Below are 15,980 nucleotides of genomic sequence, written 5' to 3' on the forward strand. Positions count from 1 at the left end.
TCCATGATCAAAACTTTGTGCGGAGCCCGATGCTGGCCGTGCGCGGTGCGCCGGGTTGCACCCAAAGTTCATTGTAGCTGTTGGCATACCAATGCGCGTTGAAGAGGTTCTTCACGCTGCCATAGAGCGTGAGGTTATCCAGCAGATCGACTTCACCGAACACGCGGAACAGCGTGTAGTCAGGCAGGAAGAAATCGGTCCCCGTTGCCCCAAGTCGCTTGCTGACATAATGCAAGCCCCCACCCAGCTTCGCATCATGCCCAACCACGGAAAAACCCTTAGACGCCTGCAGATTGAGGGTGTTTTTGGGGATGTTGATCAACGGATCGCCCGGCTCGATATTAAACGAGAAATTGGGGTCGAGCACACTGGAACGGCTTTCCGCATCGACATAAGCATAGCTCAGCAGCACATTGACATTACCCGGCAGACGACCATTCAGATCCAGTTCCACACCGCGGCTGCGCGCCTTACCGATGGTGACGTTAAAGCCGGGATTGTTGGTATCACTGGCAAGGACATTGTCCTTCTCAAGCTGATAAAGCGTGAAGGTTCCATTGAGCGCTCCACCCAGCAGTGTAAGTTTTGCGCCAGCCTCAAAGCTGCGGCTCGTCTCCGGGTCGAAGATGACGCCCTTAACGTCCGTGCCCAGATTGGCTCGGAACCCTTCACTATAGGCCGCGTAAAGCGTCACCTCAGGGAACAGTTCATAGACGATGCCAGCCTGTGGGCTGATCCGATTATCATCACGCTGGGTCGTGATATCCGTCAGATAGTTCTCTGTTCTCAATGTGAAATCGTCATATCGGGCACCAATGCGCAGTTGCAGCTTGTCCGTCAGTTTGATCTGGTCCTGCACGAAAATGCCGGTGGAGGACTGCTTATCGAGCCGATCATTGTTCGGCAGAGGCGTTGGTAAGGGGAAACGGCCATACACAGGGTCGAGAATGTCGATGATATAGGCTTCTTCTTCCGTCGGATTGCTCGCGATCGAAGGCGGGCGAACGCGCCGGAAGTCCTGATAATTGTCGAATTCATCATGATCCGCACCAATCAGCACGCGATGGGTCAGGCCACCTGTCTTAAATTCGCCAGAAAGCTCACCCCGCACCACTTTCTGCCGGGAATCGTACAGGCGCGAACGGCGCTGGCGCGACAAGGAGCGGCCATCAGTGAAGACGGGCTGGCGCGACCCGGCGAGTTCGGGGTCTGAGGAAGTGCCAGTGAGCAAAGTATCGCGGTGGCTCGCGCCCAGCAAAAGGCTCCAGCGATCACTGAAATCGTGCTGCAGGCGAAGTTGGTGCCCTTCAGCCCGAGCAATGTGATCTCCGTCGCCCGGCTCACCAAGATAACGGCTGCGCGGCACGGTTTCAAAATCACCATTCAGGACCACAATTCCGCGATCGAAAGGACGTTCCACGCGGGTCTTTTCCAGATCATAGGTAAGGCGCGTATTGCTACCCAGTGCGATGCCGATGGAGGGGAGGAAGCCCCAGCGTGTTTCGTCAACCGTATCGCGGAAGCTGTTGCCATGTTCATAATAGCCGATGAGACGCGCGGTAACGCTGCTTCCCAGAGCGATGTTGACGTCCCCCTCGCCGCGAACCCGGTCGTAACTACCATATTCACCGCTGAAGTTTCCGAATGTGCGCCCGATCTTAGCCTGCTTGGTGACGATATTGATCGTACCACCCGGCTCGCCTCGACCCAGCAAGGCAGCTGCCGGTCCTTTCAGCACTTCGATCCGCTCGATCCCGGCCGTATCGCGCTCGCCGCCGAAACCCCGACCGCCGTTGAAGCCATTGACCAGATAGCCAGTCGGTATGTTCTCATCCCCGGCAAAACCACGAATCGCAAAGGAATCCCACATCCCTCCCAGCGTATTTTGTCGCGCAACCGAAGCATCAAGATCCAGTGCATCGTTCAACCGGTCAATCCCGTTGGAATCAAGCGTCGCGGCATCAATCACATCGATCGATTGCGGAATCTCGGTCAGAGCAAAATTGCCACGATAGGCCTGACGAACTCCGCTGACCGTGATCGTATCATCATCGGTCGTGCTTTCGGCGCCATCGGAGGTCGAGGAAACCTGTGCCGCTGCTGGAGAACCAGCAAATGCGAGGGTCATTGTAGGGATAGCGGTAGTCAGGAACAAACGAGCGGTCATGAGCGATTGGACGCCTTTTTACATGATGACTGAGATTTGATGTAACAACATCACATTGCAGCAACGGCCCATGGCTATCTCAATCGCTCGAGTCAATGATATGTTATCTTATATCTTTTTCTTGAGTCATGAATTAGCTCAAACCCGTGGCTTGGCGATTCCTGCAACCTTTTCTGACCCAAAAGCGGGTAAGAGAACAAACTGTGAAACAGTATTCGTCTTACCCGCTGGCACCGATGTCGGCCACAAACAATGGGCCGAAGCGGTTCCACCGCAATCATACCGCCTCATGACAAATACCAATCCCGCGTTCGCACAATATCTCTCCGGTACTCCGCAAGCTCAGCAGGACTGGGCCACCTGTCACAGCAAAGCAGCGCTTCATCATCTATGCCAAAAGACATGATATCCCACCGCCATCCGCGTGACGCTTGCTAAACTCCCGAGATTTTCATCAGCGCACAAGATCCGACACAAGACACCAAACATCAAAAGCATATTTGACTCGCTGCGCCATGTGGCTCAATCTGGCCCACGGGAAAGAGGATGCGATGACAATACAGCATCATTCAGATACCGTGTTTCAAACCGTTCGCTCACCGAGCAGCGCGGCGGTTTCGCATGTGGCGGCATCATGGTGCCGGTCTGCCCTGCATCACGGGCTGGACCCGGATCAGCAGCGTTTACCTGAAAGAGTAGATGGTAAAACTCTTGCTGTCTTGCGCCAAAGCCATGAGCTGCTTCTCGCCGCCGCGAACCCCGTGCTCGATCAGACGTTCCGTTCAGTCGGGCGGTCGGGCTGCGGCGTTGTCCTCAGCGATGCCAGTGGCATCATTATGGAACGGCGGACCAGTGCTGGCGATGAAGGGGATTTCACCCATGTTGGCCTCTCTGAAGGGGCCTGCTGGGGGGAAGCGGCAGAAGGCACAAATGGGATTGGCACCTGCCTGTTTGAAGGCAAGCCGGTCATCATCCACCGGGATCAGCATTTTGCTAGCCGCAATATCGGCATCAGTTGCATGGATGCCCCTGTGCATGATCCACATGGGCGATTGATTGCCGCACTGGATATATCAAGCTGCCGGGATGACCACGGCCCTGCCATGGTAGAGATGATCGCGGCCCTAGTGCGCGGCGCTGCCCAGCGGATTGAACGGGACTATTTCTGCCGCCACTTCGCCGATTCAAAAATAGTTTTGCTGGCTGAAGATGAAACCCATGGCGCCGCTCTTCTGGCAACAGACCGGGATGATCTGGTGATCGGAGCGAGCCGCGCAGCACGGCTACGTCTGGGGCTCGATGATGCAATGCTTCGTGAACCGCATCCGCTGCAACAATTGCTCGGCACAGGCCAGGCTCCTTCGTTTGAAGACGGAGACAGGTCTGTTTTGCGCCGCGCCCTGGCACAGGCGAACGGCAATGCTAGCAAGGCGGCAAAAATACTCGGAATTGGCCGGGCTACCCTCTATCGCCGGATGGCACGGGCAGGCTTGCGGCATTCTGCTGAATAGCAGCGGGAAACTGTCTCGCTATTGAGACAAATGGCTATCTCCCTGACCTTGCGGCACTTCCCATCCCGCCCCCATCATACCTAAATTCTCTTCTGACACCGATATATCGGCGCATCAATTTGGAAGAGGAAATCAGCATGAGCAATGCTACTCAAGAGCATTCCACCGCACTCAAAGCCCCGTTCAAACCCCGTTATGAAAACTTTATCGGGGGCCAGTGGAAGGCACCGAACGCAGGCCGCTACTTCGAAAATATCTCCCCCATCAATGGCAAACCAGTCGGTGAAATCGCCCGGTCCGACGCATCTGATGTCGAAGATGCGCTGGATGCAGCCCATGCTGCAAAGGACAAATGGGGCAATATGTCCGCGACAGAGCGGGCGCTGATCCTCAACCGGATCGCCGACCGGATGGAGGAAAACCTCGAACTGCTCGCCACCGCTGAAACATGGGATAATGGCAAGCCCATCCGCGAAACCATGGCTGCGGATATGCCGCTAGCGATCGATCATTTCCGCTATTTTGCCGGAGCTATTCGCGCTCAGGAAGGCTCTCTTAGCGAGATTGACCACGATACCGTGGCCTATCATTTCCATGAACCGCTCGGTGTGGTGGGCCAGATCATCCCTTGGAACTTTCCCATTTTGATGGCTTGCTGGAAACTGGCCCCTGCGCTGGCAGCCGGCAATTGCGTGGTTTTGAAGCCTGCTGAACAAACCCCTGCATCCATTCTGGTGCTGGCAGAATTGATCGCAGACCTTCTGCCCGCTGGCGTACTTAATATCGTGAACGGCTTCGGTCTGGAAACAGGCAAGCCACTCGCCTCATCCAGCCGCATCGCTAAAATTGCCTTCACCGGAGAGACGACAACAGGCCGTCTCATCATGCAATATGCCAGCGAAAATCTGATTCCAGTAACGCTGGAACTGGGCGGAAAATCACCCAATATCTTCTTTGAAGATATCACCCGCGAAGATGATGATTTCTTCGACAAGGCCATCGAAGGCTTTGTCATGTTTGCCCTTAATCAGGGTGAAGTCTGCACTTGCCCAAGCCGTGCCCTAATCCATGAGAATATCTATGATCGCTTCATGGAACGGGCGCTGAAACGTGTAGAAGCGATCGTTCAGGGCAACCCGCTGGACAGCGCCACAATGATCGGCGCGCAGGCATCATCCGAACAGCGTGACAAGATCCTGTCTTATATCGATATCGGCAAGCAGGAAGGTGCAGAACTGCTGATCGGCGGACAGGCGGCCGATCTGGGCGGTGAATTGTCAGGCGGCTATTACGTCAAGCCGACTGTGTTCAAAGGCCACAATAAGATGCGGATTTTCCAAGAGGAAATCTTCGGCCCTGTCCTGTCCGTCACCACCTTCAAGGATTCAGAGGAAGCCCTCTCGATCGCGAATGACACGCTTTACGGCCTTGGCGCTGGTGTCTGGAGCCGTGAAGCCAACACTTGCTATCGTTTTGGCCGTGGGATCAAGGCCGGCCGGGTCTGGACCAATTGCTATCACGCCTACCCCGCCCATGCGGCATTTGGCGGGTATAAGCAGTCAGGTATTGGTCGTGAAAATCACAAGATGATGCTCGATCACTACCAGCAGACCAAGAACATGCTGGTGAGCTACAGCCCTAAAAAACTTGGATTTTTCTGAGATCGTTTGACTTGAAACAAGGCAGGATGGCGCACTCCCAGCCATCCTGCAGCAATCCCATTTGTAGGAAGAACTCCCATGGCAAAGACTATGAAAGCCGCTGTTGTTCGTGAATTTGGCCAACCGCTGATTATCGAAGATGTGCCCATCCCTCAGGTTGGCCCTGGCCAGATTCAGGTGGCCATTCAGGCATCAGGCGTGTGTCACACTGATCTTCATGCGGCGGAAGGCGATTGGCCTGTAAAACCCAACCCACCATTTATTCCCGGCCATGAAGGGGTCGGTTTTGTCTCCGCAGTGGGTGCTGGCGTGACGCATATCAAGGAAGGTGACCGCGTAGGTGTGCCTTGGCTTTATTCCGCTTGCGGGCATTGCGTGCATTGTCTGGGCGGCTGGGAGACCTTGTGCGAGGCGCAGGAAAACACTGGCTATTCGGTCAATGGCAGCTTTGGCGAATATGTGATTGCCGACCCCAATTACGTTGGTCACCTGCCTGATAATGTGAGCTTTTCTGAAATTGCCCCAGTCCTTTGCGCCGGTGTAACGGTATATAAGGGTCTCAAAATGACCGACACCAAACCGGGCGATACGGTTGCCATTTCCGGCATTGGCGGGCTTGGCCATATGGCGGTGCAATATGCCAAGGCAATGGGCTTGAATGTTGCTGCGATCGATATTGATGATGAAAAGCTAGAGCTGGCCAGACGGCTGGGTGCAACCATCACCGTCAACGCACTGAAAGACGATCCAGCCACTGTCATCAAACGAGAAACTGGCGGTGGGGCGAATGGCGTTCTGGTCACTGCGGTAAGCCCCAAGGCATTCGAACAGGCTATCGGAGTGACTGCCAGAGGTGGAACGATCGCGCTGAACGGTTTGCCGCCGGGTGATTTTCCGCTCAATATCTTTGGCATGGTGCTGAACGGCATTACAGTACGCGGATCGATTGTCGGCACGCGGCTGGACCTTCAGGAATCTCTTGATTTTGCTGCTGATGGCAAGGTCAAAGCGACGGTCGAAATGGGCAAGATTGATGATATCAACGAGATCTTCGATCGTATGCACAAAGGTAAAATCGAAGGGCGTATCGTGCTCGATATGACCGCTTGAAGGGTGCCTTAAAGGCACTGAAAGGCCCCTAAAGGAACCGAGATGACCGAAGGTGTGACCAAAGTAGACCGTGTGACTGCCACACCTTCGGCTCTCGCATTCATTGCCGAACTTCAGGCCGAATATGGGCCATTGATGTTTCATCAATCCGGCGGCTGCTGTGATGGATCGTCACCGATGTGTTATGCTGTTGGAGATTTCCACATTGGCGCATCGGACATTCTGCTGGGCGAAGTCGGCGGAGCGAAAGTCTATATCGGCAAAGCCCAGGGGGAAGCCTGGGCACATACCCAATTGATCCTCGATGTCGTACCAGGGCGCGGCGGAATGTTCAGCCTCGACAATGGCAGAGAAAAGCGTTTCCTCTCCCGCGCGCGGGTGTTTTCGGACGCTGAGTTAGAGGCATTGAACGTTCTGCCTGAGAGATAGGTGGCAGGAATGGGGTGGCTAGCGGAAAGTCTGGTCTTGAGAATGAAAACCGAGAAAGCAGACGCGCTCAAAGCGAAAACCCTTTGAATGCCAACGACCGAACTGTGGGCATTGGCCAGCCGCACTACGGTTTGAATTCGGCTCAATGCGGAAGCTCTGTCACAGAATGAGGTGCTGTTTCGTCATGAGCATATAACCCCTCAAAGGATGCACGCATGACAAAATCGAGATTGAACTATGTTGAAGCGGCACCGGACGCAATGAAGCCGATGTTCGCGCTGGAAGAAAGCCTCTCAAGCCTCTCTATCGATGCGGCGATGCGTGAGCTGTTGAAGATTCGCGCGTCCCAGATCAATGGCTGTGCCTATTGCCTGAATATGCATCTGCCTGCCGCGCGCAAGGCGGGCGTACCGCAGAGCAAGCTCGACGTTCTGGCGGGATGGCGGGAAAGCCCGGCGTTCGGCGCACGCGAACGCGCCGCGCTCACCTGGTGCGAGGCCCTTACCCGCGTCGAAATGACGGGCGCAGATGACCATAGCTTTGAAACATTGGCAGCAGCATTCAGCGCGCAGGAACAGGTCGAGATTACCCTGATTATCACCACGATCAACGCATGGAACCGGATCGCGGTCGGCTTTCGCAGCCAGCATCCTGTCGAGGCTCAGGATGCCGCCTGAACAAACTCTACAGATATTCGAGACTCATCGCCCCCGACTTAAATCGCTTGCCTATCGTATGACGGGATCGCTCGCCGATTCAGAAGACATCGTTCAGGAAGCATGGGTGCGATGGAGCCGCAGTGATCACGCCGCAGTCAGCGATGCTGGACGCTGGCTTACCACGATTACAGCACGCCAATGTCTGGATTATCTGCACTCAGCGCGGGTGCGGCGAGAGCGCTATGTCGGTGCGTGGTTGCCCGACCCGCTCATTACCCAGCGGGCACCGGATGCGGAGGGGATGCTGTCGGAAGCGCAAGATGTTCGAATTGCTCTTCTTCTGACTTTGCAGACGCTTGCACCTCCGATGCGCGCGGCTTTTCTTCTGCGCGAGGCTTTCGATTTCACCTACGCAGAGATAGCTGATGTCACAGGAGGGACCGACGCGGCGGCAAGGCAGCTGGTTTCGCGTGCGCGCAAGCTAATGGCAGGCGCCGAGCCGGTTGCATCGCCCAATTTCGCGGAAGACGAGAGACTTGTCCGCGCTTTCTGGGAAGCCAGTCGAACAGGAGATATGGAGGCATTGCTTGCGCTGTTTGCGGAAGACATCGAGATCCATACTGACGGCGGAGGCAAGGTCCCTGCCGCTATCAATATACTGCATGGAGCGCGCCGGGCAGCTTCGCTCTTTGTCGGCCTTGCGCGCAAGAGCGATCACCTTGCGAAGCCGTGCCCCGCTCTTGTGCGCATCAACGGAACTCCGGGCTTTATCAGCGTTGAGGCAGGGGGTGTTTTGCAGACGACCGCCATCGCGACAAGGGCGCAACGGATCGCGGCGGTCTGGATCGTTAGAAACCCGGATAAGCTCGCCCACATCGCCGCCGCGGCACCGTCGCTCACCCAAGGACAAACCCCTGAGGATAAACCAATGCATCGTCACAGTTTCAAGCATGACGGATTGATCTTTTCCTATCTTGATGAGGAAGGGCCCGGGCTGCCGGTCGTGGCACTGCATGGCCACTGGATGAACGCACTCGATTTTGAAGGCCTGGCGGCGGCGCTAGCGCCTAAATGGCGCGTCATCGCTCTGGACCAGCGCAGTTTTGGCGAAACCGATGCTTCACGGGATCACCAGATTGACGCCTATGTCTCTGACGTGGCTGCGATGCTGGATCATATCGGAATCACCTCCGCTGTGCCTGTGATCGGGCATTCCTTCGGCGGGGTCGTGGCCTATCATATGGCTGCCCGGATGCCGGAACGCGTCTCGCGCATGGTCATCGTCGATATAGGGACATCTTTGGACGAAGACGGCGAGTTTACGCGCGCATGGGCTGGAGTATTCCCACTAAGAGAGAAGCTGGAAGAACGCATTGGCACCCGCCTGTCTCCCTATTTGCAGAACTCGATACATCGTGTTGAGGATGGCTGGCGCCTAAATTTCGAAATTGAGGAATATCTGCTATCCGTGGAAGTACTGAATGGCAATCATAACCAGACCTGGGTCAGCAGCCATTGTCCCGCTTTGGTCATTAAAGGCGCGGATAGTCTACTCTCTGATCGGAAAGACCTGAAGGCCATGGCTCTGGAGCGTCCGGAGACGAGCTACATAGAAATCGCAGGCGGACATTCGGTGCATATCGACGCTCCGGATGCTTTCGCGGCGACCGTCGAGGAGTTCTTGGGGCGGGAAACTTGACCGTCTTTATAAAGTGGTGACCAAGCTTAATTCTCTCCATCGCCTGTTTGCCATTTTCCACTGAAGCAAACCCAGAAATAGAATTCAGACAGAGAATCGTCATTCGGCTGCTTACTGGACGGCACGAGCAACGACGTGCTCCCATCACCGGGACTGTCCGCGATCGCCGCCTATCTTGCCGATATTCAGGCACTCGCAGAACGACGGCTTTCGGGTAGCGGCCCGTGACCTCGCAACGACTGATTTGGGGTCGTGTCCGGAACGGCGGCTTTTAAGCTTTTACACCCGCAAGCCGCCGATCATGAGAACTGGCTAGAGTTTCACGGCAGCATTGCCGCCATCTGCCCAGAGTGCCGATCCTGTGACGAAACTCGACATATCGCTAGCGAGGAACATCGCTGCTTGGGCAATCTCCTCAGGTTGGGCGATCCGCTTCATCGCGTGGAGACCGGCTGCCCATTCACGCTGGGCGTCATCTCCGGCCATGTCGGTAGCGGTGCCGCCGGGCAGGAGGGCGTTGGCGCGGATACCGGCTGCGGCGTAATCGGCTGTGATGCCTCGAACCAGGCCTATGAGGCCTGCCTTGGCTGTGCCATACGGGCCCATGCCAGGCAGTCCCACGCTGTTGCCAACGAAGCTGCTCGTGAAAACAAGCGATCCCCCTCCTTGCTCAATCATGGCAGGAACCTGCGCGCGGGTGCTGAGAAAGGCCGCAGTCAAATTCACCGCCAGCACTTGCGCCCATTGGCGAGGCTCAATCTCGGCGAGCGGCCCCATGGCTCCAACCGTGCCCGCATTATTGAAAGCAATGTGCAAGCCCCCAAATGTCGCTTTTGCGGCAGCAACCGCCTCATCGTGCGTGCCCGCTTCAGTGACATCTCCGACAATGGCGAGCGCGCGACCACCTTGGTCTTCGATTTCGCCGACCACTGACTTCAGCGCAACTTCCCGCCGGGCGACGAGCACTACGGACGCCCCGTGCGCGGCAAACAGTTTCGCAGCCGCATTCCCGATGCCAGAACTGGCCCCCGTGATAATCGCAACCTTGCCGTCCAGTAATTTCATTCGTTTTCTCCTTGATGGAGGCAATCAGCTAGCGAGCCTTTCCCCTGCGCGCTTCCCGTTCCTTGTTTTCAAATTGATTGAGTAGTCCTGTGCCGGATGAGCTTTCCCGTAAAGGAAACAGTGATGAGTATTCAGCCGCGTCGAGTGCCCCTCCCTGCGCTCAGCCTAACCCAAAGAAAACCCCGGCTCCGACAGTTCGGAACCGGGGTTCTTTTACCCGAAGGTGCTTTCTATCAGGCGGCTGCCTGCGTTTCGCGCGGGGGCTTGAGCCAGAGCAATGCAAAGGCTGCGATGATGGAGCCGAGGCCCATCAGGAAAGCCACCAGACCCAGCGAAGCACCGGTGGCGAACATGACGCCGGCAACGATTGGCCCAAGGGCTGCGCCACCACGACCGATGCCGATGACGAAGCCTGTTCCGCCACCACGCAGGGCGGTTGGGAAGGCCTGTGCCACCAGTGCATAAAGACCGACCACACCGGCATTGGTGCAGAAACCGGCAATCGCGGCGATGGTTGAAAGGCCCTGAATGTCAGACTGCCCCTGACCGAACAGCGTAACCATGGCGGTGGACAGAAGCAGCGCACCGATCACCAACCAGCGCACGCTGATCTTGCGGGTGAGGAGGCTCAGCACCAGCGAACCACCAAGGCCGCCAACATTGGCCCACACCAGCACACCGCCAGCGGTGGAGGGTTCATACCCCATATCCACGACAATCTTCGGCACCCATTTCAGAATGAAGTAGAAGGTCATGATATGGCAGAAATAGGCCACCGTCAGCAGCAATGTGGTCGCACGAAGGCCCGGAGCAAACAGCTTGGCAAGCGAGATTCCGGAGGTTTTGTCTTTTTCCAGAACCGGCAGAGCGTCCACAACCGAGTGGCCCATGCGCTTCAATGTGCGGTTGATCCGTTCCAGCGAATTGGGCGCCTGACGGTTAAGTTCAAAGCTGATCGATTCCGGCAGGAAAATCAGCACCAGTGGAATGAAGACCGCAGTGACAATCGCACCGAAGACAAACACATCGCGCCAGCCGCCTGTTTCAAGGAGGCCCGAAGCGATCGAACCACCCACGATGGCCCCCAGCGGGTAACCGGCGGCCATGAGAATGACGGCCAGCGCCTGATTTTTACGGTTGGAAAGTTCTGCCACCATGGCGTTGGTGCAAGCGAGCATCCCGCCGATCCCAAGGCCGGTACCAAGGCGAATGATCGAGAGTGTGGTGACCGAGTTGGAGAGCGGCACCAATGCCATTCCGCCAGCCATCACAACAAGACAGGCCAGGATGGTCGGGCGGCGGCCGATCCGGTCTGCCACAGTGCCGAGCAGAATGGAGCCAAAGGCCATGCCGATCAGTTCCATCGACAGAACAAGGCCAAGTGCCGCGCGGTCAATGCCCCACTCGGCGGCGATGCCGGGCGATGCGAAGCTGATCGCCAGGACGTCAAACCCATCCAGCGCATTCAGCAAAACGCAAAGCGTAACCGCGACAATCTGAAGCCATCGCATTGGCTCGTGATTGAGTATCTCTCTGGGATCGTTGTACATTCTCTTTTCTCTCTCCAACTTATTCACGAGGCTTCAGCGGCCCGTTACGTCCCGAATTTTCTCCGGCAGTGGCTTATCCACACTTCCGGAATGGTCTCCAAATTGATGCGATAATGACAGCATCGTCACGGCTGTCAGCGGCAAAAGCAGTGCCAGTGCCACAAAAATCAGTGATGGCGAGCTGCCATTCTCATGCAACACTCCGATGAGCAGCGGCCCGGCGATGGCACCGATGCGCCCCACCCCCATTGCCCAGCCCAGCCCACTTGCCCGATTGGTGTGGCCATAAAAGGTTGCCGCAGCGGCGGTCATGCCTTTCTGCCCTCCACCAACGCCAATCCCGGCCACGACACTGGCGATGTAAAGCAAGAGGTTTTCGCGTGGTGCAATCATGCCAATGGCCGCAACCGGAAGCACCGCGCCTGAGCACAGGATCGCCAGCCCCCGAAACCTGCCGAACCATGCCATCGCCACCCCAGCAACAAGCGCCGCCAGAGTAGTGCCAAGGGCAAACAACCCGGCAGCCTGAGCAATCACTTCGATAGTCCAGCCCTTGTCGAGCAGCACCGTCGGCATCCAGCTTTGCAGGCCATAGAAGAGCGCTAGATTCAGGGTGAAGGCTGTCCATAGAAGCAACGTCCCATTGCTGATTCCAGGCTGCAGAAGGGCCGCCACACGAGAGCCAATGTGAACGGGGTGATGGGCCGAAGAGAAGGCGTGCCGCTGATCGGGCCTGACCAGCGTCACCAGCAAAACCGTCAGCAAAGCGCAAAGCCCGGCGCATTGGAGCAAAAACCGCCAACCTTGCTCTTCCACCAGACCGCCCGCGGCAAAGCCTACCGCAGCAAAACCCAGCGAAAAACCGCAATAAATCGCCAGCACCACATAGCCTCTGATGTCAGCCCCACTGCGCTGCGCTGCCAGCGCGATGGTGCTGGGAATACATGCTCCCAACGCAAGGCCGGACAAGAAACGCAGCAATGTAAAGCTCAAGGCATCGGGCATCAGGCTGGCGGCAAGCGTTGCCAGCGATGCGGCGGAAAGGCTCCATGCAATCATCCGGCGGTGGCCAATCCGGTCAGCTTTGGGGGCCAGCAGAATATATCCGGCCATCAGGCCAGCCAGAACGGAAGAAAATACGATCCCCATCATCGTATCATCTACTGCCCATTCCTGCGCGATATATGGGCCAGCAAAACTTGCTGATTGCAGGATCAGACCGCAGGAAAATTGCGCCATGGTACATACCGCCATCACCGCCCATGGCAGAGGAAGCGATTTGAGCTGCCCAATCCATGATGTGAGTGGAGCGCCGTTCATCGGCGGGAGAATATAGCCTGCCATGGCTGGCGATCCAGCGAATGGACTATGCGGAAATATCCCCCCTGCCATTGGGCCGCGTTAAAACCGCAGATGGAGAGCAGTGGACGTATAGATTTCATCTCCATAGCCTGCCCGTTCGAGCACTTTGCCCGCAGTGTTATAATTGATTTCCTGCACCAGCGAGACGTTCGGGTTGAGTGTCCAGCGCAGGCGACCGCGATAGATGTTGAGAACGTGTTTCCCGTCAACCAATTGCGTGCCCGCATAAGGGGCAAGATTGGTACGATAAATCGCATCATCCTCATCCATCCGCCAATAAACTGCTGCTTCACCATTGAAGGCTAGCTTATCCGTGATCGGAAAGGAAATAGTTGGTGCAATACCCATCAGGTTTACGCCTGTGATGGTATTGGTGTCGGTATAAATGATATTGGCTATATAGATCGGATTGAAGGCTTCGATAGTGCCAGTATCACTATAGGAGCCGCCACCCGATGCCAGTTCGGCATGAAAGCCAATGCGCGGGGCTTTGCGCCCTGCCCCAAGCGCAATGCTCTGCGCACCGCTGACGGCATAGGCATCAACCTTGCGGCCATTAAATTCGCCATCCTGCTTGATAACTGTCCAGTCGAAATTCATCCGGCCGATATTGCCCCACAGCCTTGCGCCGTAATTCTCGCGCCGATCTTCACCGCTCACACCGCCCTGCTTGCGGCTATCGTCGGTGTAATGAATAAAGAAGGGATCGAGGAAGATCTGGCTCTTCTGGCCGGCAATCTCGCCCTGGGTCAGTACAAAGCTGGAATTGAAACCGGCAATCGTTTCACCTTCATTCACGGCATCGCCAAGGAAACCCTTGCTTTCATTCGTGTCTTTCAAGGCGAACGCCGTGACGCGGAATTTGTCCCACTGGGTCCACAAGCGCACACCGTTGAGACTGCGTTCCACATTGGGGTTGTCTCGTGGGGAAATGATAAGGCGCGGGCCATCAAAGAAGGTCTGCCGCCCGATCATCAGCCCGGCCTTGCCTTCACCCACCGGGAAACGCAGTTCTGCAAAAAGCTGCTGGAGATACAGGTCGTTTTCCTGCACCGGGACATGCGGGGTTTCATTCTTGCCAAAAATATGCGCGCTGGTCAGTTCACTGTAAACGCGCAGGTTCTTGTTAAAATGAAAGTCTGCCCCAAGCATGGTGCGGGACTGGAACTCATAGCGATTTTCAGGATCGCTCATATTCGGGCGGGAAGAGAAGTTGAATCGCGCCCGTTCATAGCCATTCAACGTGACATAGCTGTCATCGCCCAGCCCTAAAGGGATATATTTCAAACCCCGCAGCGGAACATCCTTGGCCGCAGGATTGGCCAGATAGCTCCAATCCTCAGTGGGGCGGATCATGTAAAAATTCGGCCCGGTTTTTGGCCCCCACCCTTGCGCCGCAACAGGATAAGGCCCCGGCGGCAAGCCTGCATTGCGTGGCGCTGGCTTTGGTGCAGGCGCGGTGGCTTCAGCTTTGACACCACGGGCCTGGATACTATTCGAACTCTCATCCGCGGTTTGCGGCGCTTGTGAATCCGTTTGTGCACTTTGTGCAGCAATGGGCGCATCCTGCGCCATGGCTGGAAGGGCGATGGAGGCGGCAAGGATGCAGCACCCTGCGCCCCCCCATCTGCGGAGAGTTCGTGTCATAGCTAAATCCTGGTAGAGAAATGAAGTGGGCGGCAAGAAAGGCGCTGTCAGGACAGCGGTATTTCCTGCAAATCACGACCCACAACGATCTCACCCTTATAGTGTTTCGCGACACCTTCACGCCACATGTCGTCCGTGATCCAGCTCATATCGCCGGGCACGAAATGGCTCAGCACCAGCTTCTTGACGCCCGCCATGGCGGCAATCTGGCCGACCTGTTCGGTAGTGGTGTGCGCATTGATGATGTGGTTGCGGAAATCCTCGCCGCCATTGACACGCTTGGTCAGCGCATCGACACCGGGGACATACAGCACTTCATGCACCAGAACATCGGCACCTTTGGCAAATTCAGCCAGCGGCGGGTAGAAGCTGGTATCGCCTGAATAAACGACACTGCCATAGGGCGTGTCGAACCGATAAGCGAAGTTTTGCAAAGGCTTATGCGGCGTTGGCAATGCGCTCACCCGGACATGATCGTCTTGCATCACTACATGCTTTGTGAACGGCATGTCATGACCGATCAGCAAATCACGCGGGTCCACCCGACCTTCATCGGCGATGCGGGTGTTAATGTCGTCCTTGTTGAGCGCCCAGTAATTCTTGATCATCTCTTCAATGCCGACCGGGCCATAAGCATTGAGGGGCTTGGTGAGCGAATTCGTTACCCAGTCATTATAGACCAGATTGCCAAACTCCAGCTCATGATCGGAATGGAGGTGAGAGATAAACAACCCACGGATCTGCTTGTAATCCAAGCCTGCTTTCACGAATTGCGCGGTAACGCCCATCCCCATGTCGATGACATAGACTGCATCATCCACCACCAGCGCATTGGCCGGGTTAGAACGTGAACCGCCAACGCGCGGCCCGCCCTTGGTCCCCAGAAGAACCAGCTTTGCACCCTTATGCGATGCAGAAGCGCCCGGGCTGCTTGCCTTCAAAGCTGTAGGAATAAGGCCTGCTGCACCGGCAGCCAAACCCAGTTTCATCAATTGCCGACGGTGCAATGAACCACCTGAAAATGCGTGCTGACTCACGAAGCATCTCTCCTCTCATTGTTGTTTTGCAGTTGGATAAATCACTCAGACAACAGAGGTCAAGAAGAATGATACTCTCATTC

At 56.2% G+C, this 15,980-nt stretch carries 13 protein-coding genes; 7 read left to right on the forward strand and 6 right to left on the reverse strand.

Annotation, left to right across the window (positions count from 1 at the left end):
* Positions 1-7 precede the first annotated feature (7 nt).
* Entirely contained in the window at positions 8-2,167 is a 2,160-nt protein-coding gene (locus GRI39_RS05990) for a TonB-dependent siderophore receptor (RefSeq protein ID WP_160738810.1), read from the reverse strand.
* Positions 2,168-2,237: 70 nt separating this feature from the next.
* Here GRI39_RS05990 and GRI39_RS05995 point away from each other — a divergent pair, with 70 nt between their 5' ends.
* From GRI39_RS05995 to sigJ, 7 genes are all read left to right on the forward strand, one after another.
* Positions 2,238-2,573, forward strand: coding sequence for a hypothetical protein (locus GRI39_RS05995; RefSeq protein ID WP_160738811.1), 336 nt, complete (start codon positions 2,238-2,240; stop codon positions 2,571-2,573).
* Between the two features lie 145 nt (positions 2,574-2,718).
* A complete protein-coding gene (locus GRI39_RS06000) occupies positions 2,719-3,678 on the forward strand; it encodes a GAF domain-containing protein (protein ID WP_160738812.1) in 960 nt (319 codons plus the stop codon).
* Between the two features lie 137 nt (positions 3,679-3,815).
* Complete coding sequence (gene adh, locus GRI39_RS06005) at positions 3,816-5,339, forward strand: aldehyde dehydrogenase (RefSeq protein ID WP_160738813.1); 1,524 nt, start codon at positions 3,816-3,818, stop codon at positions 5,337-5,339.
* Positions 5,340-5,417: 78 nt separating this feature from the next.
* Complete coding sequence (gene adhP, locus GRI39_RS06010; RefSeq protein WP_160738814.1) at positions 5,418-6,449, forward strand: alcohol dehydrogenase AdhP; 1,032 nt, start codon at positions 5,418-5,420, stop codon at positions 6,447-6,449.
* 42 nt (positions 6,450-6,491) lie between these two features.
* Positions 6,492-6,878: a DUF779 domain-containing protein gene (locus tag GRI39_RS06015; protein WP_160738815.1), complete on the forward strand. Its 387-nt coding sequence runs from the start codon at positions 6,492-6,494 to the stop codon at positions 6,876-6,878.
* 215 nt (positions 6,879-7,093) lie between these two features.
* Positions 7,094-7,555: a carboxymuconolactone decarboxylase family protein gene (locus GRI39_RS06020; RefSeq protein ID WP_160738816.1), complete on the forward strand. Its 462-nt coding sequence runs from the start codon at positions 7,094-7,096 to the stop codon at positions 7,553-7,555.
* Entirely contained in the window at positions 7,545-9,236 is a 1,692-nt protein-coding gene (sigJ, locus tag GRI39_RS14455; protein ID WP_211371472.1) for an RNA polymerase sigma factor SigJ, read from the forward strand. Before GRI39_RS06020 ends, sigJ begins: the two co-directional genes overlap by 11 nt.
* Positions 9,237-9,548: 312 nt before the next feature.
* Here sigJ and GRI39_RS06035 read toward each other — a convergent pair whose 3' ends face one another.
* The 5 genes from GRI39_RS06035 to GRI39_RS06055 form a co-directional block, all read right to left on the reverse strand.
* Positions 9,549-10,301, reverse strand: coding sequence for an SDR family oxidoreductase (locus tag GRI39_RS06035; protein ID WP_160738817.1), 753 nt, complete (start codon positions 10,299-10,301; stop codon positions 9,549-9,551).
* 233 nt (positions 10,302-10,534) lie between these two features.
* Positions 10,535-11,851: an MFS transporter gene (locus GRI39_RS06040; RefSeq protein WP_160738818.1), complete on the reverse strand. Its 1,317-nt coding sequence runs from the start codon at positions 11,849-11,851 to the stop codon at positions 10,535-10,537.
* A gap of 33 nt (positions 11,852-11,884) precedes the next feature.
* Positions 11,885-13,195, reverse strand: a complete 1,311-nt coding sequence (locus GRI39_RS06045; protein ID WP_160738819.1) for an MFS transporter — start codon at positions 13,193-13,195, stop codon at positions 11,885-11,887.
* Between the two features lie 57 nt (positions 13,196-13,252).
* Positions 13,253-14,860, reverse strand: a complete 1,608-nt coding sequence (locus GRI39_RS06050; protein ID WP_160738820.1) for an alginate export family protein — start codon at positions 14,858-14,860, stop codon at positions 13,253-13,255.
* Between the two features lie 47 nt (positions 14,861-14,907).
* Entirely contained in the window at positions 14,908-15,897 is a 990-nt protein-coding gene (locus GRI39_RS06055) for an MBL fold metallo-hydrolase (RefSeq protein ID WP_343033300.1), read from the reverse strand.
* Positions 15,898-15,980 lie beyond the last annotated feature (83 nt).

This window comes from Altericroceibacterium indicum, assembly GCF_009828105.1.
In the GTDB taxonomy this organism is placed as follows: domain Bacteria; phylum Pseudomonadota; class Alphaproteobacteria; order Sphingomonadales; family Sphingomonadaceae; genus Altericroceibacterium; species Altericroceibacterium indicum.

Coding starts and splice junctions, on each gene's coding strand:
- GRI39_RS05990 (WP_160738810.1), bottom strand. CDS start 2,167: ATGACCGCTCGTTTGTTCCTGACTACCGCTATCCCTACAATGACCCTC.
- GRI39_RS05995 (WP_160738811.1), top strand. CDS start 2,238: ATGGCTATCTCAATCGCTCGAGTCAATGATATGTTATCTTATATCTTT.
- GRI39_RS06000 (WP_160738812.1), top strand. CDS start 2,719: ATGACAATACAGCATCATTCAGATACCGTGTTTCAAACCGTTCGCTCA.
- adh (WP_160738813.1), top strand. CDS start 3,816: ATGAGCAATGCTACTCAAGAGCATTCCACCGCACTCAAAGCCCCGTTC.
- adhP (WP_160738814.1), top strand. CDS start 5,418: ATGGCAAAGACTATGAAAGCCGCTGTTGTTCGTGAATTTGGCCAACCG.
- GRI39_RS06015 (WP_160738815.1), top strand. CDS start 6,492: ATGACCGAAGGTGTGACCAAAGTAGACCGTGTGACTGCCACACCTTCG.
- GRI39_RS06020 (WP_160738816.1), top strand. CDS start 7,094: ATGACAAAATCGAGATTGAACTATGTTGAAGCGGCACCGGACGCAATG.
- sigJ (WP_211371472.1), top strand. CDS start 7,545: ATGCCGCCTGAACAAACTCTACAGATATTCGAGACTCATCGCCCCCGA.
- GRI39_RS06035 (WP_160738817.1), bottom strand. CDS start 10,301: ATGAAATTACTGGACGGCAAGGTTGCGATTATCACGGGGGCCAGTTCT.
- GRI39_RS06040 (WP_160738818.1), bottom strand. CDS start 11,851: ATGTACAACGATCCCAGAGAGATACTCAATCACGAGCCAATGCGATGG.
- GRI39_RS06045 (WP_160738819.1), bottom strand. CDS start 13,195: ATGGCAGGCTATATTCTCCCGCCGATGAACGGCGCTCCACTCACATCA.
- GRI39_RS06050 (WP_160738820.1), bottom strand. CDS start 14,860: ATGACACGAACTCTCCGCAGATGGGGGGGCGCAGGGTGCTGCATCCTT.